Source organism: Lutibacter litoralis, assembly GCF_014646675.1.
In the GTDB taxonomy this organism is placed as follows: domain Bacteria; phylum Bacteroidota; class Bacteroidia; order Flavobacteriales; family Flavobacteriaceae; genus Lutibacter; species Lutibacter litoralis.
On sequence record NZ_BMNS01000001.1, the window covers coordinates 1 to 21,114 of the forward strand.

General features: G+C 31.5%; 16 protein-coding genes and 3 tRNA genes. 10 read left to right on the forward strand and 9 right to left on the reverse strand.

Annotated features, from left to right (window positions below):
* The 6 genes from IEW75_RS00005 to IEW75_RS00030 all read right to left on the reverse strand — a co-directional run.
* Nucleotides 1–5,660: LamG-like jellyroll fold domain-containing protein (locus IEW75_RS00005; protein ID WP_188703927.1), on the reverse strand; the 5,660-nt coding region annotated here is incomplete at its 3' end.
* A gap of 636 nt (nt 5,661–6,296) precedes the next feature.
* Nucleotides 6,297–8,723, reverse strand: coding sequence for a glycoside hydrolase family 2 TIM barrel-domain containing protein (locus IEW75_RS00010; protein ID WP_134248001.1), 2,427 nt, complete (start codon nt 8,721–8,723; stop codon nt 6,297–6,299).
* A 9-nt stretch (nt 8,724–8,732) separates the two neighbouring features.
* Complete coding sequence (locus tag IEW75_RS00015) at nt 8,733–9,890, reverse strand: glycoside hydrolase family 53 protein (protein WP_134248002.1); 1,158 nt, start codon at nt 9,888–9,890, stop codon at nt 8,733–8,735.
* Between the two features lie 89 nt (nt 9,891–9,979).
* A tRNA-Arg gene (locus tag IEW75_RS00020) sits at nt 9,980–10,051 on the reverse strand.
* 147 nt (nt 10,052–10,198) lie between these two features.
* Nucleotides 10,199–10,284: transfer RNA gene (locus IEW75_RS00025), tRNA-Leu, on the reverse strand.
* 25 nt (nt 10,285–10,309) lie between these two features.
* Nucleotides 10,310–10,381: transfer RNA gene (locus IEW75_RS00030), tRNA-Gly, on the reverse strand.
* A gap of 179 nt (nt 10,382–10,560) precedes the next feature.
* On the opposite strand from IEW75_RS00030, the gene cyoE reads away from it, so the two are divergent.
* The 10 genes from cyoE (at nt 10,561) to tsaB (ending at nt 17,848) form a co-directional block, all read left to right on the forward strand.
* Complete coding sequence (gene cyoE, locus IEW75_RS00035) at nt 10,561–11,466, forward strand: heme o synthase (RefSeq protein WP_229714354.1); 906 nt, start codon at nt 10,561–10,563, stop codon at nt 11,464–11,466.
* A gap of 11 nt (nt 11,467–11,477) precedes the next feature.
* Entirely contained in the window at nt 11,478–12,059 is a 582-nt protein-coding gene (locus IEW75_RS00040) for a cytochrome c oxidase subunit 3 (protein ID WP_134248003.1), read from the forward strand.
* A gap of 57 nt (nt 12,060–12,116) precedes the next feature.
* Nucleotides 12,117–13,097, forward strand: coding sequence for a cytochrome c oxidase subunit 3 (locus IEW75_RS00045; RefSeq protein ID WP_134248004.1), 981 nt, complete (start codon nt 12,117–12,119; stop codon nt 13,095–13,097).
* Between the two features lie 17 nt (nt 13,098–13,114).
* Entirely contained in the window at nt 13,115–13,471 is a 357-nt protein-coding gene (locus tag IEW75_RS00050) for a cytochrome C oxidase subunit IV family protein (RefSeq protein ID WP_134248005.1), read from the forward strand.
* Nucleotides 13,472–13,540: 69 nt separating this feature from the next.
* Nucleotides 13,541–14,188, forward strand: a complete 648-nt coding sequence (locus IEW75_RS00055) for a hypothetical protein (protein ID WP_134248006.1) — start codon at nt 13,541–13,543, stop codon at nt 14,186–14,188.
* A 4-nt stretch (nt 14,189–14,192) separates the two neighbouring features.
* A complete protein-coding gene (locus tag IEW75_RS00060; RefSeq protein ID WP_134248007.1) occupies nt 14,193–14,819 on the forward strand; it encodes an SCO family protein in 627 nt (208 codons plus the stop codon).
* Complete coding sequence (locus IEW75_RS00065; RefSeq protein WP_134248008.1) at nt 14,819–15,343, forward strand: DUF420 domain-containing protein; 525 nt, start codon at nt 14,819–14,821, stop codon at nt 15,341–15,343. Before IEW75_RS00060 ends, IEW75_RS00065 begins: the two co-directional genes overlap by 1 nt.
* 7 nt (nt 15,344–15,350) lie before the next feature.
* Nucleotides 15,351–15,563: a CAMCR motif-containing small membrane protein gene (locus IEW75_RS16030; protein WP_134248009.1), complete on the forward strand. Its 213-nt coding sequence runs from the start codon at nt 15,351–15,353 to the stop codon at nt 15,561–15,563.
* Between the two features lie 153 nt (nt 15,564–15,716).
* A complete protein-coding gene (locus IEW75_RS00070) occupies nt 15,717–17,084 on the forward strand; it encodes a TolC family protein (protein WP_134248010.1) in 1,368 nt (455 codons plus the stop codon).
* Between the two features lie 89 nt (nt 17,085–17,173).
* Nucleotides 17,174–17,848 (forward strand): tRNA (adenosine(37)-N6)-threonylcarbamoyltransferase complex dimerization subunit type 1 TsaB, encoded by a 675-nt coding sequence (tsaB, locus tag IEW75_RS00075; RefSeq protein ID WP_134248011.1) that lies wholly within the window; start codon nt 17,174–17,176, stop codon nt 17,846–17,848.
* A gap of 35 nt (nt 17,849–17,883) precedes the next feature.
* On the opposite strand, the gene IEW75_RS00080 is transcribed toward tsaB, so the two are convergent.
* Genes IEW75_RS00080 through IEW75_RS00090 form a run of 3 tightly spaced genes read right to left on the reverse strand, consistent with a single transcriptional unit; the run spans nt 17,884 to nt 21,103 of the window.
* The gene (locus IEW75_RS00080) at nt 17,884–18,690 is read right to left on the reverse strand and encodes a mechanosensitive ion channel family protein (RefSeq protein WP_134248012.1); all 807 of its coding nucleotides are present in this window, start codon (nt 18,688–18,690) and stop codon (nt 17,884–17,886) included.
* Between the two features lie 10 nt (nt 18,691–18,700).
* A complete protein-coding gene (locus IEW75_RS00085; RefSeq protein WP_188703929.1) occupies nt 18,701–19,057 on the reverse strand; it encodes a DUF1304 domain-containing protein in 357 nt (118 codons plus the stop codon).
* A complete protein-coding gene (locus tag IEW75_RS00090) occupies nt 19,058–21,103 on the reverse strand; it encodes a thioredoxin domain-containing protein (RefSeq protein ID WP_134248013.1) in 2,046 nt (681 codons plus the stop codon).
* Nucleotides 21,104–21,114: the final 11 nt, after the last annotated feature.

The window sequence follows — 21,114 nt, forward strand, 5'->3', positions numbered from 1 at the left end:
ACTGATCCTGATGATGTTTTGGTTACAAATTCAGAGGTTCTTTGATTGTTGTTAAATTTTAAAGTTCCACCGTTCAAGCCATACACCCAAAACCCTTGCACAACTGGTATATATCTTGCTGGTAATTTACCCCCATTTGGTCCATTTTCTGGCCTTCTATTTATTGCTTGAACACTTCCTGCCAATGAATAAATGGCATAACCATAACTAGCCTTAGTTGTTAAATGAGTATTATCTGTTCCAAAATCATGATAATAATATACGGCTCCTTGAATGATAGATCCATTATCTATAATAAATTGATCTGCATCCATGGCACTTGGATAAGGGTTCCCAACTAAATAGGAATCCCAATTAGTTCCTATTGTAAGGTTGTTAAATGTCCCATTATTAGGTTTTCCTTTAAACACAAAATTTTGAGAATCACTGGAAACTAATGGATCTATTGACCCTTTAAAAGTAAAACCTTCCCCAATTTTAATAGCACATGTAGGGCAAATACGTGTCCAAGATGCAGCACTTCTATTTAAATATAACCATCTAGTTGATATTTGTATAGGATTAGTTGATGCATTACCATCATGTAATGTATTAAAAGTAATTTCTTTAGGCTCATCAGATGCGGTAACATTAATTCCATCGAACATTACACCTTTAATTGTATAGGTTGAGGAATCTTCATCGAAAGGTGAAACGGTTCCAAAATTATCTACAGGAGATGACCTAAAATCATAGTTATATAAATTCCCTTGACCTTGCTGATCACGTTCAATATATCCTGTACTATCTTCGTCTAGAATACTTTCACTAAGTTGAGTTGTTATATAGTTATGGTTAAAAGGAGGATCATTATAATATCCATATTTTTTTTGTAATAATTGTGATTCACCTACTAAATCAATTGAACCATTCAATTTTAAATAATGTGTTATCCACAACATTCGACCGCTATTAGTTTCATCCATAGCGCCATTTGCAGCCATCGTTAACTCTCCTGAATTGGATATCAATCCTAACAACGTAATACCTTCTATTCCACCCGCTTCTGCAGAATTAATATCATTGGAAATTTCAACAATGTTCCAATCAATTCTTGTTCCATCAACACCCAAACTGTTTGGTGGATCCCAAACATCGAAATGAGTCCAAGTGTTATCTGTATTCCAGTTTTGTCCGTTAACACCCGTATTTGAAGTATAAGGTATAGGAGCGTTCTGCACTTGGTCATCAAATATGTTTCTTAATTTACCATTTATTACACCTGATGTAGGTGTTAAAAAGCCACAGCTCTCATCCATTCGATAATATCCTTCTAAATCACTCCAAACTAATCCGTCAATCAGAATCGGCACTTTAGCTCCAATAACACCACCTGATCCATCATTGTTGATTTCCTGATTCATAGTTTCACGTAATTGATTTTCGGTAAGAGCAACATTCCATATTCGAACTTCATCCATAGAACCATTAAAGAAATTTTTTGCTATACCATATGGGAAAGATAAATTTACATCATCCATTGCTCCTAGCATACAATCAAAATCAGTTTCTAAAAGTGCTTGCCCTGATTTACTCGCCACCTCAATTCCATCAATATATAATTTGTACGTTCCACCATCAAAAGTAACTCCAACATGATACCACCTATCATTATCTATCTGGTAAGGGGAAGAAATATTTCCTCCGTTCATCCAATTAAAAGAAATAATTCTATCCGTTAACCTTAAATCATATCCTAAACCACCAAGATTATTCGCATTTCGTTTAGAAAAAACAGTTTGAATTTGAGTACTATTAATATCTGGTCTTATCCATGCTTCTATAGAAAAATCTTGGTTTGTTAAATTGTAATTTGTTGCTTTAAAATCTACATAATCATTATTTCCATCAAAATTAACGCCTGCACAATTAGTAATAGTAACATTCATATCATCGGTGCAAATTTTTTGAGATCCATCAGGTAATGTTCTTACAGTTGTCCAAGTAAGTGTGTAATCGCCTGCTTCCCCAGTAAAAGTTGATTTTGGATCATGAATATCACTAAAAGAAAAATCTAATAACGTAGAGGCTGCACAAGTTAAATTAGGTACAGCTGTCCAAGTACCTTCAAATGTTCCTGGCATACCTGAATAAACACTACCCGGTATATCAGATAATGTAAAACCATTTGAATCATCCCAAGCATCATCTAATTTATTTTCATTAGATGATTTTTCATTATCATACGCATTAAGAATAACACTTGTTTCTCCACACTCTCCATCCCCAGAAACATCACTAACTAAATCTGTACCTGCATAAGCGTAATCAACAAAAACTTCAATACGTTGTGTTCCAATATCATCAACACTTCTGCACTGGTCTATTAATGAGGTTGCTCCTATATGTTGATGACCAGGTGAAACTGGTGTAATAGTAGCTGTAAAACCATAAGTGATAATATTTCCAAATTCATCCGTCCATTCTATAACCTCATCTACATGCTGATCTGGTACAGAAATATTATCAATTGCCCAAGAACTATTGGTTGTTCCTCCTCCTTCAAAAGTAAATCGTACTCTTAAATTTGATTGCCCTAAATAATCATCGGTAAGGTCAATTAGTGTATGTACAAAGCCACCATTATGCGTTCCTGTACCAGATGTACTAGGTCCTGTATAATTATGAGCTGCACCTGTAACAGAGTTGTATCCTGGATCTAATGGGTTTATATCGGCAGGATATGTTACACCTCCATCAGTTGAAATTTCAATTTTTATTGAAGCCCCAGCTTCTAAATAATAAGCTTGATCAAATACTATGTATAATTCCTCTAACCCTCTAGAGTCAAAAATAGGGGTTTCCATTGTGGTCCATGTTTCATTCCAAGTTGTTGAACCATATTTTTCTCCACTGAAATCCCCAAATGCAATAGCAAACTTAGTATTATCAGAAGTATCGTAAGTAAGACTACCAAAATCCTTCGGACCGTTTGTTTCAGCCCATATAGAAACATCTTCATTATCCGCAGATGCGGGAAATTTAATTTCATCTTCTCCCACCACATAGTTAAGTCTCCACCCTTCAGGGTTTGCTTGATTAAATAAACCTCCTTCGTCTAATAAAATATTATTAGCATATTCACTACTGGCATTTACTGTAATATCATCACCAATACATATATAGGCAGTGTCAAAATCAATACTTGGTTTTATATCAGGAGGTATTACTTGAACTAACATAGTTGGTGAATATCCAACGCAAGAACCTACATCTATTTTAACTCTAAATAGTGTAGTTTTTAAAATATTCATATAATCCATTTCAGTTTTTCCAACATTGGTAAAAGAAAAAGATGAAGGGTCACCTGCAACATCATTCCAAGTTGCACCACCATCAAATGAATATTGCCAGGTATTTATAGCTCCATCATTACCTGTAATTGTTAAATGTGCATTTTTTATTTCATTTTCAGGACAAGCAGTTACATTTACCAAAGTTCCTTCAGGTCCATCGAGATCTCCATTGGTAAAATAATTATGACCTGTTACATTACCTCCATTAATATCTGTTGGTAAAACTGTTACGATAGCTTCGCAAGTACTTACATTCCCATTATAATCTGTAACTGTTAAAGTTACCGTTTGATCTCCTACTTCTTCACAATTAAATGAAGTTCTATCCAATGAATAAAATTCAATTCCACAATTATCCGTTGATCCATTATTTATTTGAACTGCTGTAAATACTTCATCTACAGCAACAGTAATTGGTTGACATATAGCCACTGGGTTAATATTATCTAAAACTGTAATTATTTGAATTTGATCATCCGCACTATTTCCACAATCATCAACCAAACTCCAAGTTCTTGTTATTATAGTTTCACCAAGTGATACAACATTAATACTATCAGAAAAAGTTGCATTTAAGTTTGTTGAACAATTATCATCTTCATTTGTTACATCTCCGGTAAAACTTAGTGAAGCATCATATGTGCAAGTTGTTGATTTGTTAATGGTAATATCCGCTGGTTTTGTAAAAGATGGTTTTGTAATGTCATTAATTGTTATAGTTTGAGTTACATTGATACTATTTCCATTTCCATCAGAAATATTATAGGTTCTTGTAATAATTTCAGGGCAAGTATTCCCATCTGATACATCACTTACATGCGTTACAATTGGATTTATTGTACAGTTATCTGCTTCATCAGTTACAACTGCTATATTAACAGGAATTTCATCTATACACTCAACTGTTACTGGTGGTGGGTTTGAAGCTGTTGGATCTTCATTGTCTGTTACTGTGATTGTAAAACTCTCTGAATGTGTCCTACTTGCTGCATCTGTAGCTGTATAAGTAATTGATGTTGTTCCTATTGGGAAAATTGTTCCACTTGCTGCTCCTAATGTTTGTGCAATCGTACTTCCAGGACAGTTATCTGACGCTGTTGGTTCAACCCAAGTTACAGTTGCTCCACAAACTCCTGCATCATTGTTTACCGAAATATTTGCTGGTAATCCTACTATTGTTGGATCTTCATTGTCAACAACAGTGACAGTCATTGCGTCTGTAGCGTCTGTATTCACTCCGTCAGTATTGGTATAGGTAATTGTCGTTGTTCCTGTAGGGAATGTATAAGTACCAACTTGTCCAGAACCAGAAGCTGTAACAGCACCAGTCATAACCCAAGTAAGTGTGCTAGAACAATTGTCTCCGAAAGTAGCATCGGTAATTACAATACTAGATTCGCAAACACCTACATCAGTACCAACAGAAACATCAGTTGCTGCAGTTACGGTAGGATCTTCATTGTCCTCTACCGTTACTATATGTGTCTCAACATTCGTTGAATTATTATCTGAAACACTTAATGTAATATAATATAAACCTAATGCACTTGGTGTAAATGTTGCTGCTGTTGTAACAGAAGATAAAATTGGTACCAGTGCTGAATCATAAATTACCCATTCATAATTTACTGGTCCAACTGCCCCTCCTACATAACCACCTTCAAGTGTAATAGGTTGATTAATGCAAGCTGTTGAATTAGGATCAACAGGTTGATAAATTTCTGAATCTAATGACCCTCCTGAATCAACAAGTTGACTAAAAGTTAATACTTTTCCTCCTCCCCCTTTACAGACTGCAATAAGCTCATCTCCTAAATAAATTTCAGTATTGTTAGAACATGCTCCTGTTATAAGACCTGTAGGTTTTATTGTAAGAACAGCATTAGCTGGCATATGCAATTCTGTTTTTTGGTTAGCGAATATCACTTCTCCGCCAGCCTCAATTGTTACACCTGTACCATTCCAATAGTAAACTCTAGGGGATGCATCCCCAAAAGTTAATGTGCCATAAATAATAACCTCACCCATTGGTTCTTGATCGCCACTAAACAAATCAAGACCAGCAAGTGAAACATCATGTAAAATTGTTACTACGTATGTTTTGTTTGTTTTTACTATTGCTCCTGGAACTCCATCAACTGCGGTTGCAGGACGCCAATCAGAAATTGAGTCATCATAAATTTCCCATGTTGCGATGTCATATCCAGATCCATTATTCTTTGATCTATAGTCACCATCCGATTGTCCAAAAGAAACCTGTACAATTAATAAATTAATTGCAAAAAAAAGTATTAATAGTTTTAAATCAAGTACTTTTTTGACCATATCATCTTGTTTAAAAAGCAATTTAAGTTGGAGACTTAAATAATGCTTAACGGTATCTTATAAAGTTACGAATTATGTTAACTACTTTTGCAACAAATATTTATAAAGCACGATTATTTCAACAAATTACATATTAAATACAATAATTTACATAAATTCATTAAGAATCAAATCCTAATACCTCATTTACAACTACTTATAAGTGATTTCAATCTTAAATTTTACTTTTTAGGGGACACAAAATTAAATTTTAAAGATACCTCAAAACAAATATAACAAAAAATTAGTTTAAAAACTATCTTAAACACTGATAAATAGTGTTTTAACTTTTAAAAGTTGTTTTTTATCAAAAAAAAACTTCTCGAGACTTTAAAAAAGATTTACTAATATAAGATTTTTACTTTTTTTAGAACTCTACAAAAAATACCTAATAAACTTTTGAACCAGTTTATTTTAGAGGATACCCGAATCGATCCTTACATCCATTTTCGATCTTATATAAAAATATACTATTAAGTTGGCAAAATCATTCAAAACGAAAAATATACCTATCTTTCAATAACAAAAGGACGATTAAAAAACTGCAAACAATTAAAATTTTACCGATAATTTTTTAAAAGCTTTTTTCTAAAAGTATTACTTAGATGAATTAATTTTTAAAGTTGAACTTTTCAATCCTTTACCTGTTACCTTTAATTGAATAGCTCCAACTTGAGTTTTAGACTGAACAGTAACTACTAACTTTCCGCTAAACAATTTCATAGTTGGTACATGAAATAATTCTAATGAAGTTGCATCCCCATTGCAAGCTGCTCTAAAAGTTCCATTGCCTGTTACTTTGAATTTTAATTGATTGGTTGCAGTAGGACATTCAATTCCGTTTTTATCAACTACCGAAACTGTAACATAAGACAGGTCTTTCCCATCAGCTTTAATAGTTTTCCTATCAGGACTTAGCATAATTTTAAAAGGTTTACCCGCTGTTTTCATTTCTTTTTCAGCAATTGGTTTCCCTTCATTATCAAAGGCGACAACTTTCACAGTTCCTGGTTCGTATATAACATCCATCCACATTAAACGGTAACGATTTTGTGGTGTGGAATTATTCTTTTTTTGAATTCCCATACTTTTTCCGTTTACAAAAAGTTCAGCACTCTCATAATTGGTATACACAAAAACCGGTGTAACTTCACCTTCTCTTCCTTCCCAATTCCAATGAGGTAAAATATGTAACGTTTCATCTTTAGTGTTCCATCGACTTCTATATAAATAATATCGATCTTTAGGCAAACCAGCCAAGTCATTAATACCAAAATACGAGCTTCTAGAAGGCCACATTTCATCATAAGGAGTTGGTTCTCCTAAATAATCAAAACCTGTCCAAACAAATTCTCCAATTACCCAAGGTTTATCATCTTGCAAAACAAAATCATCATCTGGAACATTTGACCAACTGCAATATTCTAAATCATACGATGAAGATTGAAAATCATCGTATTGTTTCATACTTGCTTTTTCTACAGGAAATTTATAAATTCCACGTGAACTTACAGTTGAAGCCGTTTCTGAACCTAAAATAAAACCTTGTGGAAATTTTTCAAAAGCTTCTTCATACAAATGAACGCGATAATTTAACCCGGGAATGTCTAACAATGTACCAAAACCAGATTCCATAGTAGCCTTAACCTGATCCATCCCAACTGTTACTGGTCTTGTAGGATCTTCTCTATGAAAAATATCTTGCAACCATTTTGCACGTTTTACACCTGCTGTTCCCCATTGGTCTGGCACTTCGTTTCCAGAGCTCCACATTACAATACTTGGATGATTTTTAGTAGCACGTACTAGATTTACAATGTCTTTTTCGGCATAATCCTCAAAAAAACGATTGTAACCATTTTTTACTTTTGGAACAGCCCATTCATCAAAACTTTCGGCTAAAAATAGAAAGCCCATTTCATCGCATAATTCTAATTGCTCTAATGACGGCATATTGTGAGAACTGCGAATAGCATCGCATCCCATATCTTTTAAAATAATTAATTGTCTTTTTAACGCGGCTTTGTTCACCGCTGTACCTAACGGACCTAAATCGTGATGTAAACAAACACCTTTAAACTTTCTAACTTTACCATTTAAACTAAACCCTTTATTAGCTTCGTACTTAATTTCTCGAATTCCAAAACGTGTAGAAACTTCGTCTTTTACTATTTCATCGACAAATAATTGTGTCTTTGCAGTATATAAATATGGGCTTTCTGGACTCCATCTGTTTGGATTAATTACTTTAATATTTTGTACAAACTGGTTCCCAAATTGATTACTTGTTCTATCCTTCGCTACTTGTTCTCCTTCAGCATTAAAAATAGTTGTTACTAGATGCGTATTATCTCCAGAAACTTCAGTTTTAACATTCACCTTTGCAAACTCATCACTAATAATTGGAGTTGTAATAGTTGTTCCCCATTGATTTATACTTTCTTTATTTTTAACAATAACACTTACTTTTCTATACAAACCAGCGCCAGGATACCAACGAGAAGCAAATTTTTTATTGGAAACTTCAACCGCTAGTGTGTTTTCTCCATCTTTAATAAGTTGAGAGATATCAAAATAAAAATAACTATAACCATATGCCCACTCACCTACTTTCTCCCCATTTAAATAAACTTGAGGCTCACTCATAGCTCCTTCAAAAAGTAACATTACTTTTTTACCTTTTTCGTATTGTGGAACAGTAAACTTATTGCGATACCAGGCAGTTCCAATATGAGGTAAGGCACCTGTTCTTCCTGTTTTTTCTGAAGCTACTTGTTCTCCATTTTGAACAATTGCAACGTTTTGTTTATCTACTTCCTTATCAAAAGGACCATAAATTGCCCAATCGTGTGGAACGGTAACTGTTTGCCATTTAGAATCATCAAAATTTACATGAAAAGCTTCCGAATTATTTCCTTTCTGAAATTTCCAGTTAACATCTAACTCTTGTATAGTTCTTACTTGTGAAAAAGCGACTTGAGTAACTATTAAAAATAGTAGTACTGTATTGCAATATTGTTTCATATTTTTCTATTATTTTTTTGATCCATTGTAAAACTGCATTCCTAAAGTTGGTTTGTAATTATGGTTAAATAAAGTAGCGTTATCCCAATGAGATCCTTTTCCCCATAGTGTATTACAATTTGTTGAAACCCAAGCTGGCTCCCAATAAACCAGTCCTGACCCTCCAGCATTCTCAATAATCTCTTGTAGTTTATTTAAATAATTTAATTGACCTTGTTCTGTAGCCGGATATCCACTAATTAATGCATTGCTATCGAGAATATTATTGGCTTCATCTATATTTTCCAACGTAAAAGGATAGGCGGTTTCAACCACCATTAACTTCTTATTGTAGGTATTTATTAAAATGCTAAATGCAGTTCCAACATTATCTAACTTATATTCAGACCAAATTGGATAATATGATAAACCAATCCAATCGTAATCTGTAATTCCATTTGTAGTTGCATCTTTAAACCACCACAAACCGTTTTCGGGCTGCGCAATGTGCAACATCACTTCAATCTTGGTGTCTTTTTCTTTTGAAATATCTCTAACAGCTTTAATTCCTTTATTAATTAAATAAGAATTTCTGTCCCAATCTATAGGCCAAACTAAGCTTTCTCGCTGCAAAATCATTGGATTAATTTCATTTCCAACTTGTACCATTTCTGGCAATAAGTTTACTAATGCTAAATTATTTAAAGTTTGATATGTATAGTTATACACTAATTCACCTAATGCCTCTTTATTATCTATCTCGCTTTCCCAAGCAGCAGGGATTATTTGTTTTGCTGGATCTGCCCAAATATCTGAATAATGGAAATCTAGTAAAACATGCATTCCTTGATCTTTAGCTTTCCGAATTGTTTTTTTTACATCGGCATAATTAGAGTAGTTTGTCCAAGTTGGATTGTGCCATAGACGAACACGTACTAAATTTGCTCCTGCATCTTTAAAAATTTTATAAGGATCTGTACTTATATTGTTTTCGTCTTTATAAACAGCCTCACAAGCTATCATTTCATTCACATAAGACAAATCTGCGCCGTAATAAAAAGAAGGTATTTCTATAATTTCTGGAGCTTCTTCAGGCACTACAACTTCAGGAGAGTTTTTATCCTTACAAGAAGCAGCCATTAATAGTAAAGAGCCAATTGCAAATAAAAATATTTTTAATTTATGCATTTTTTAATTGTATTTTATACACTTATAAATGTACGGAAAAAATATATCAGTAAAAAACTTTTTTTCTTTTGTATTATCTACTAAATATGTGACTCCACCAGGACTCGAACCTGGATCTAAAGTTTAGGAAACTTCTATTCTATCCCTTGAACTATGGAGCCTTATATTTTAAAAGTTATAAAGTTACTTATTTTATATTTTTAAGTATTTACTTAAAGTTATAAAAAATATTGTGACTAGATTATTAGGTGAAAAATTGACATAAAACAAAAAACTCTTGAAAATCAAACGATTAACAAGAGTTTTTGTACTCGAGATGGGACTTGAACCCATACGGACCTTACAGTCCACTGGATTTTAAGTCCAGCGTGTCTACCAATTCCACCACTCGAGCATTGGTATATTATAATATGTTGTAGAGCGAAAGACGGGATTTGAACCCGCGACCCTCACCTTGGCAAGGTGATGCTCTACCCCTGAGCTACTTTCGCAGTCATTATTTTTTATGAACGTGGCATTTATTATCTCAAATGCGAGTGCAAATTTAACACAATTATAATAACAACAAAGCGTTTTTTAAAATTTATTTAAAATATTTTTTTAATCTCCTTATTTTAAGGTTGTAAATGTGTAATAATAAAATATCTTTGCACAGATTCAAATAAAAATAATGCACGCACCTTCAAAATATTATAAAAATAACATGAACTTTACTGCCATTTTTAGTGATTTTAAACAATTAACAAAAGTAGGCTTATCGCTAAGTGTTGTATTTTCTTCGCTCGCAGGGTATTTATTAGCTGCTGAAAAGATTGAAATTTCAATACTTCTTTTATTAGCAATTGGTGGTTACTTAATGGTGGGAGCATCCAATGCTTTTAATCAAATTATAGAAAAAGATACTGATGCTTTAATGAAACGTACTATGAACAGACCTTTACCAACAGGTAGAATGCACGTTTCTATGGCACTTGTAATTGCTATATCATTTACTATTGTTGGTTTAGCAATTTTATATAGTATAAACCCTAAAAGTGCCTTATTTGGTGCAATCTCTATATTCTTATACACAAGTATCTACACACCTTTAAAAGCAGTAACTCCGTTAGCTGTTTTTGTTGGAGCAATTCCAGGAGCAATTCCTTTTATGTTGGGTTGGGTAGCTGCAACAAACCAATTCTCTATTGAACCAGGAATGTTGTTTTTAATTCAGTTTTTTTGGCAATTTCCACATTTTTGGGCAATCGCATGGTTACAATATGATGAATATAAAAAAGCTGGGTTTAACCTAATGCCAATGGGACAAAAAAATAAAAAAGCAGTTATTCAAATTATAATTTATACTTGTTGCTTAATAATTGTTTCAGTAATTCCTGTTTTAAAATTAACAGGAAGTTTTTATATTTACCCAATTACCGCAGTAATTTTAGTCGCCTTAGGAAGTACAATGCTTTATTATGCTATTAAATTATACAAACACCAAACCAATAAAGAAGCACGACAATTAATGTTGTCTAGTGTTTTGTACATTACATTAATTCAGGTAATTTATGTAGTTGATAAATTTTTACACTAAAAAAATTAAAAATGAAAGTAACTTTAGAACAAGAATACAAACAAGCAAAACGTACGTCGGCCAAACCAATGCTTTGGGTTTCTATGATAAGCATGACCATGATGTTTGCCGGCCTAACAAGTGCTTATGTTGTAAGTAGAAAAAGAGCTGATTGGGTTTCATTTGATTTACCAAATGCATTTTATATAAGCACGCTTTTAATACTTATAAGTAGTATAACTTTTTTCTTGGCAAAACATTTTATAAAAAAAGACAACCGTCAATTAACAAGCGTATTTCTGTTAAGCACCTTAATTTTAGGAATAGGATTTGTATTTTTTCAATTTGAAGGGTTTAATCAACTTTTCGACGCTGGATTTGTTTTTGCTGGTGCACAAAGCACTGTAAAATCATCGTTTATAATTGGTATCTCACTTGCCCATATTGCCCATATTGCTGCAGGTTTAATTGTACTTTTTGTAGTACTTTTCAATCATTTCAATCATAAATACTCATCAAAAGATTCGCTTGGGTTAGAATTAGGTGCTATTTTCTGGCATTTTGTTGATATATTATGGATTTATCTGTTTTTATTTTTCTATTTTATTAGATAATGAAAAAAAAATGTATTTTTGGCGCAACTAAACTAAAAAAATCAAAACAAATCTTATATGGAAGCAACTGTTGCTACTAAAACTAATCAAAAAACTTGGAGTGGTGGAACCAACAAACCATTAGGTGCAAGTTATGGTAAAATGATGATGTGGTTCTTTATTTTATCTGATGCACTTACATTCTCAGGGTTTTTAGCTGCGTACGGTTTAATGCGCTTTAAATTTATTGAATCTTGGCCAATTGCCGATGAAGTATTTACACATTTTCCGTTTTTGCATGGCATACACGCACCAATGTATTATGTGGCATTAATGACCTTTATTTTAATATTTTCTTCCGTAACAATGGTGTTGGCTGTTGATGCTGGTCATCAAATGAATAAAAAGAAAGTTACATTTTATATGTTACTTACAATAATTGGAGGTGTCATTTTCTTAGGATCTCAAGCTTGGGAATGGAAAAATTTTATTAATGGTTCTTATGGAGCTGTTCAATTAAACGACGGTAAAATTATTCAATTTGTAGATGCTACTGGCCATCAAATAACATTAGAAAGTTTTGCAAAATCATCTAACTCTGAAAGAACACAACACACCAAAAATAAAGGGCTGTGGTTTGTTGATGAACCTGCATTAGCTGCTTTTTCATTAAAAGAAGTTATCGACGGATTTAATGCAAATTCGGATATAACTATAAGAACAGAACTTATCAATCCTGATACTAAAAAGAAAACCATTATACCGCGAGAAAATGCCATGTCTTATTTAAATGAGGCAAAAATGGTTGTAAATGGCGCAAATTTAAAGGTAAATGAATATGGTAAAACTTTATTCGCTGATTTCTTTTTCTTTATTACTGGTTTTCACGGATTTCATGTATTTACAGGAGTTCTTATTAATATTATTATATTTTTTAATGTAATAATTGGAACCTATGAACGAAGAGGACATTACGAAATGGTTGAAAAAGTAGGATTGTATTGGCACTTTGTAGATTTAGTTTGGGTATTTGTATTCACATTCTTCTACTTAGTTTAATCTATAAAAAAATTAAAATGGCAGCACATTCACAAGAACATACATCGCACACAAAATTAATTTGGAAAGTATTTGGTATTCTTTCTATTATAACAATCGTTGAAGTTATTTTAGGTATTATAAAACCAGATGCACTTCATTTAACAAAAATATTAGGAACCAGTCCTTTAAACATTATATTTCTAGTGTTAACAATAGTAAAGGCATACTATATTACATGGTATTTTATGCATATGGCCGATGAAAAAAAGAGTTTAAGACGCTCTGTTGTTTGGTCAGCAGTTTTCCTTATTATTTATTTAGCTACTTTGTTATTAATAGAAGGAAGTTATATCAACGACATATTAGCTCCATTAGTAAAGTGGAATTACTAATACATTAAAAATATTTAAATGAAGAAGGTGGTTTTTTAACCACCTTTTTTTATTTTTGTAAAAAACATAATGAAAAAATTCTGGGTACTTTTTAGCTTATTTATTTTGCCATTAGTATTTTATATTTTTCTTTCAAAAGGAATTTATAAATATTCTAATTTACCTATTTTAACAGAAGATGTGCTTGCTATTAAGCAGTTTTCTAATGACTCAAATGCTACGTTTAGTAACAATTTAAGTATTGTTTGCTTTTTAGGAAATGAAATAAACACGGCAAAAGGCAGTATGTTTAACCTTAATCAAACAATTTATAAACGCTATTACCAAAAACCATATTTTCAAATTGTTGCAATAATCCCTGAAGCATCAAAAGAGCAATACAAAGAAGCAATTGCAGAACTTTCAGCATTTACAGATATTAGTAAATGGAATTTTATCTATACAAACAATTCAAACATCAACAACATATTCAATAGCTTTGAAACACCATTTTCTTTAAATGAAGCACTTTATTCTGAAAATGCATATATTGTAGATATGGAGTTGCGTTTAAGGGGAAGAAAGGACGATGAAGACACCAAAGATGGTAAATTGTATGGGTATAATATGAAATCTGTTGCAACGTTAAAAAATAAGATGAAAGATGATATCGACATTATCTACTATCAATTAAAAAAATCTGCAGAAAAAGAAAAACGTAGAAAAAGAGAGATTTAAAACAATGAAAAAATATTCATACATAGGCATTGCTTTTATAATTTTAATATTTGGTATATACGCAATTCCAAAAATTGTAAACAGGTTTAAAACACACGAACTTGTAAAAATTGGAGAAGTTCCTTCTTTTGAATTTACAAACCAAGACGGAAAATTAATTTCAGATGCATTTTATAAAAATAAAGTGTATGTAATAGAATTTTTCTTTACCACTTGCCCAACTATTTGCCCAAAAATGAATGCAAATATGGTGAAACTTCAAAATGAATATTATGGAAATTTAGATTTTGGTATTGCTTCATTTAGCATTAATCCAGAATACGATACTCCAGAAATTTTGAAGGAATATGCAAAAAACCATGGGGCAACTTTAAAAAACTGGAATTTTTTAACCGGAGATAAAGAAACTATTTACAACCTAGCAAATAAAGGCATTGCATTGTACGCTGGAGAAAATAGTGAAGCCGAAGGTGGTTTTGAACATTCTGGAATGTTTGCCTTAATTGACAAACAAGGGAATATTCGCTCAAGACTAGATGAATATGGCAACCCTATTGCTTTTTATGATGGCTTAGACGCTAAAAATATTCAAATGATAAAAGAAGATATTGCAATTTTATTAAAAGAATAATGAATACAGAAACAAAAAAATATAATAAGTGGATTGTAATTTTATCAATTGCAATTCCTTTAGTAGTCGCTATTTTATTCGGTGTTAAAATTGATGCCGAACTGCCTATCTTTTTACCTCCAATTTATGCAAGTATAAATGCAATTACTGCAGTACTTTTAGTGGTAGCAGTTTGGGCTATTAAAAATAAAAAAATAATATTACACGAAAAACTAATGAAATTAGCAATTGCGTGTTCTGTACTTTTTTTAGCCATGTACGTTGCCTATCATATGACTTCAGAATCTACTAAATTTGGCGGTGAAGGAGCTATTAAAACAGTTTATTTTGTTATTTTAATCTCTCATATTTTACTTTCCATTGCTGTAATTCCATTTGTACTTATTACGTATGTTAGGGCAATTACAAATAATATAGAGCTTCATAAAAAAATTGCTCGTATTACTTTTCCTTTGTGGCTATATGTTGCAATTACTGGTGTACTTGTTTATTTAATGATTTCTCCCTATTATTTTATTCCTTAGAACGAACATGAAAAAACTAATATTCATATTATTCTTAATTTTTAGCCAACTTTCAAATGCACAATGCGCTATGTGTAAGGCGGTTGTAGAAAGTGGTGGTGATACATCCCAAGCAGAGGGTTTAAATACTGGTATTTTATATTTAATGGTATTTCCTTATCTTTTAGTAGGTGTTCTTTTATATTTTATATTCAAATATAGACGTAAATTCAAACTTTAACATTTCTATAAGAGACTAAATGTGTAACAAACAATAATTTTAATCGTCATATAACAATATCAACTAAACCGCATTTCTTAGTCGTGTTCTAATTTTATACTTCTATTCGGTTTAATTTATTACAATAAGTTAAAAACTAATAAACTCAATTAAATGAGAACAAAAATTGTTACTATTTTAGTACTTGCATTCTTCTTTTCTACAAATGCCCAAGATAAAAAATGGACCTTACAAGAATGTGTAGATTACGCAGTAGAAAATAATATTTCCATAAAACAACAAGAGTTAAGTAAAGAGTTAATTGAAGAAGATATAATTACTGCAAAAGGTAACTTCTATCCTTCATTAAATGCATCTGCTTCACAAAACTTTAATTTTGGATCCTATATAGATAATTATGGTGGACGTGTTTCAAGAGATAGTAGATCTAATAGTTTTGGATTAAATTCTGGAGTAACACTTTACAATGGAAATAGAAATAAAATAAATTTATTACAAACTCAAAAAAATTTAGAAGCGGCTGGTTTCGATTTGGAAGAAAATAAAAATAACATTATGTTATTTGTTGTGAATTCTTACTTAAATGTACTTTTAAATAAAGAAAGTATTGTAATTGCAGAAGAGCAGATTGTAATTAGTAAAGGTCAATTAGAAAAAGCTGAAGCTTTAGTAAAAGCTGGAGAAGTACCAAAAGCAAATTTATTAGAAGCGCAAGCAACTTTGGCTAATAATGAAGAACAATTAACAACGGCGCAAAATGCATTAGATCTATCGTTATTAAGTTTAGCTCAATTATTACAAGTGTCTCATAATGGTTTTGATATTGAAGATGTGTCTTTAACTATTGATGCTGCTTCTTTGATGTATAATGATACCGATCTTATTTTTAAAACTGCGTTGGCAAGTTTACCTGAAATTAAAAGTGCTGAAATTGCTGTTGAAAATTCTGAATTATCGGTTGATAGAGCAAAAGCAGCATTTTTACCATCACTTTCTTTCGGAGCTGGAATGGGAACTTCTTATCAACACAATCAAGGATCTAAAGATGTTCGTCCAATTTTAGATGAAAATAACAATGTAATTTATGTGCCAAATGGTTTTGGCAAACAGTTAGAAGACAACTTAGGTTTTAATGCTGGGTTCTCTTTAAGTATTCCTATTTTTAATAGATTTCAAACTAAATCTGCCGTAGCAAAAGCAAAAATAAACCTAAAAAGAACTGAACTAACACTCTTAGATAGACAAGTTAAATTAAGAGAAACTATTGAAAGAGCGTATGCAGATGCCAAAGCTTCTTTAAACCAATTTGTTTCAGCTGAAAAAAGTTTATTTGCGCAAAAAGAATCTTTTAAAAATGCACAAGAAAGTTATAATTCTGGTGTAATGACTTCCTTTGATTTTGATCAAGTTAGAAATAGATTGGTAAATGCACAATCCTCAATGACAAATGCGAAATACAATTTTGTATTTAGAACTAAATTATTAGAATACTATTTAGGAATTCCGATTGTTTTAAATTAAAATATATAATGAAACATCCAATTTTTTTTGCAAATTGGATGTTTTGTTTTATAGCACATTAAGTATATTTGCAACAAAATATCTAAAATTTGGCGTATTTATTAAATATTGAAACTGCAACCAAAAATTGCTCAGTTAGTTTAGCAAAAGATGGCAAAACTGTTGCTTTAAAAGAATTAAACGATGGTGGTTACTCTCATGCAGAAAAACTACATGAATTTATTAAGACTGTACTAGTAGATACAAACATATCAATATCTGATCTAGACGCTATAGCAGTTAGTAAAGGTCCAGGATCTTATACAGGATTAAGGATTGGAGTTTCTGCCGCAAAAGGGCTTTGTTTTGCTTTAAACGTTCCGCTTATTTCAGTAAATACAATGCAATCTTTGGCACAATCCGTTACTTTTAAAAACAGTTATGTAATTCCACTTTTAGATGCCCGTAGAATGGAAGTATATAGTGCGGTTTATAAAAACAATAACAGCATAAGAAATGTACAAGCTGAAATTATTGATGAAACCTCTTTTAATGAATATTTAGATAAAAATACCGTTTATTTTTTAGGTGATGGTGCTCAAAAATGCAAAGCACTAATTACACATAAAAATGCTATTTTTATTGATGGTAAATTCCCTTCTGCAAATGAAATGTCTATACTTTCTTATCAGAAGTACAAAAAAAACGACATCGAAGATGTCGCTTATTTTGAACCATTTTATTTAAAAGATTTTGTAGTTACTACTGCTAAAAAATTAATATAAAACTCTTAAATACAATATATTAACTTCATAAGTTCTTATTTTCTTATCTCAACTTGATGAGGATAAGGAATTTCAATACCTGCTTTATCTAATGCTAACTTAGTTGCTTCTAAAACTTCAAAATGCACCGTCCAGTAATCTTCAGTAGCAACCCAGGGTCTTACCACGAAATTAACTGAGCTATCAGCTAATTCAGATAGTTTTACGGCTGGCGCTGGTTCTTTTAAAACTTTAGGATTATCTAATAAAACCTTCATCAATAGTTCTTTTGTCTGCTTAATATCTGCATCATAACTAACCCCAAAAGATAAATCAACTCTAGCCACATTCTCTTCCGAATAGTTAGTTATGTTACCATTAGACAATGTTCCGTTTGGTAGAATTATCAATCTATTTTGTGGTGAATTTAATTTAGTTACAAAAATTTGAATTTCCTTCACAGTACCAGAGTGCCCTTGAGCTTCAATAAAATCGCCTACTTTAAAAGGTTTAAATATCATTATTAACGCACCTCCAGCAAAGTTAGCTAAAGAACCTTGCAGTGCTAAACCAACCGCCAAACCTGCGGCTCCTAAAATTGCAATAAATGAGGTTGTTTCAACTCCAACTTGCGAAATGGCAGTTATAACAATTAATATTTTTAAAATCCAGCCTATTAAATCTCCTAGAAACTTTTGAAGAGTTATATCAACCCCCCTTTTTTCCATCAGTTTTCTTATAACTTTTACAGTTTTTTTAGTAAGCCAAAAACCTACTATTAAAATTATAAATGCTACAATTACATTCCCAATATTTTTTTCAACAAATGCAATTGTTAAATCTAAGTACTTTTGATAATCCATTATATTTATATTATTTAATTAAAATTAAAATTATTCCGATTATTGCTGGGATAGATTGTACTAAAAATAGTTTTGTCTTACCTGTTGTGTAAGACCCATAAATACCAGCAATTGTCACGCAAATTAAAAAGAAAAGTGCAATTTCTTTAAAATTATTATTAAATAGTGCCCAAATAAGTCCAGCAGCTAAAAACCCATTGTACAATCCTTGATTTTTGGCTAAGGTTTTCGAAAATTTCGCATCCTCCAATTTCATTCCAAAAACTTTTAATCCTTTGGGTTTATCCCAATAGAACATTTCTAAAATCATAAAATAAATATGTTCTATTGCTACCAAAATTATTACAAAAGTTATAAGAATACCCATTTAAAAATGAATTTTTAGTTGTTTTAGCGCACTATTAACATTATTTTCGGGCAATTGACAAGCTCCATCAACACAAATATAAATTAAGGTTTCAAGCTCATTAAATCTTCCTTCCATTAATGGAATTGCACTTTTTTTTGTGCTTGCTGCAATTAATTTATTTGGTATGTAATTATTATTCAGCTCGATAAGCTTATTTTTAAAATCTTTTCCTGAAAGCGCTATTTCATAAAAACTACCTGCGAAGTTACACATCAATTGTAACCAATTTGAATATCCAGAACCATATTTTAGAACTTTATCCTCTATATTATGAAGCATTTGCTCACTTGTTTTTAAAAAATAACTATTAGAATAATAATGACTTAATTTAAACATGTTAATTGCCATAATAGAGTTTGAAGCCGGGATTACGTTATCTTCAATTTCCATTTTACGTGTTATTAAATCTGCATCTTCATCTGACGTAAAATAGAACATTTTCCTTTTTTCATCAAAGAAATGATCTAAACTATAGTCTGTTAATTTTTTTGCCGTGGTTAGCCAAAGTTCATTTGAAGTAACCTCATATAGAGAAATATAAGCGTCAATTACAGTTGCATAATCTTCTAGAAACCCATTTATGGTACTGCTTCCATTTTTATAACTATGATTTAAGTTTCCGCTTTCTTGCAATTGTTTTGTATAAATAAATGTGGCATTTTTTATAGCAACTTCCAAAAAATGTGGTTCGTTAAATACTCTGTAAGCATCTACATACCCTTTTAACATTAAGGCGTTCCAAGAAGTTAGCGATTTATCATCTAATCTAGGTCGTTCTTTTTTTGAACGTTCTTTTAATAATATTTTTTTCCAAGTTTCAACTTTAGTTTCTAATTCTAAAGTTGAAATTGAATACGTTTCGGAAATTTCTTTATCACTTTTTTTTCTAATTAACACGTAGTTATCGTGTTCCCAGTACCCATAATAATTTATGTTGTAATATTGTGAAAACAATTCAAAGTCATCATTTAAAATCGTTTTTAATTCATCCTTAGTCCAAACGTAAAAAGCACCTTCTTCTAAGGTTCCTTTTGTATTAATGCTATCTGCATCTAATGAAGAGTAAAACGCACCATCCTCTGCGGTCAACTCATTTTCAATAAATTGTATCGTTTCATATACTGTCTTTTTATACAATTCGTTCTTAGTTGCTTGGTACGCTTCTGAATATAGACTTACTAATTGTCCATTATCATACAGCATTTTTTCGAAATGAGGTACATGCCATTTTTTATCAACAGCATATCTTGAAAAGCCTCCTCCAATTTGATCGTAAATTCCTCCATAAGCCATATTGGTTAAAGATGTATTTACATACTCTAATATTTCAGAATTATTTGCTTGTATTGCATAACGCAGTAAAAAACTATAGTTATTTGGCATAGGAAATTTTGGAGCACCTTTTCTTCCTCCTAAATCAAAATCCATGTTTTGTTTCCATTCCTGAACGGCACTATGTAATTGTGAAACTGAAAATTCTTTTTGGTTTGTATTTAAAGGAATTAAATCTGTGTTTTTTATACCTGCTGTTAATTTTACTGCATAATCAATTACTTCTTCTGGTTTTTCATTATACATATTACTTAATTGCTCTAGCGCTTTAATCCAATTTTCTTTTGGAAAATAAGTACCTCCCCAAATTGGTCTTCCGTCTGGTAAAGCAATACAATTTAGTGGCCATCCTCCTCTACCCGTCATTAATTGGACTGCATTCATATAAACTTGATCAATATCTGGGCGCTCTTCTCTATCCACCTTTATATTTATAAAACTCAAGTTCATAACAGTAGCAACCTCTTCATCTTCAAAACTTTGGAGCTCCATAACGTGGCACCAATGGCAGGATGAATACCCTATGGAAATCAATAATAATTTATTCTCTTTTTTTGCTAAGGCTAAGGCTTCATTATTCCATGCGTACCAATTTACTGGATTGTGAGCATGTTGCAATAAATAAGGGCTTGTTTCTTTAATTAAACTATTGGTGAATTTGTGATTTGACATGTTTTTTGGTA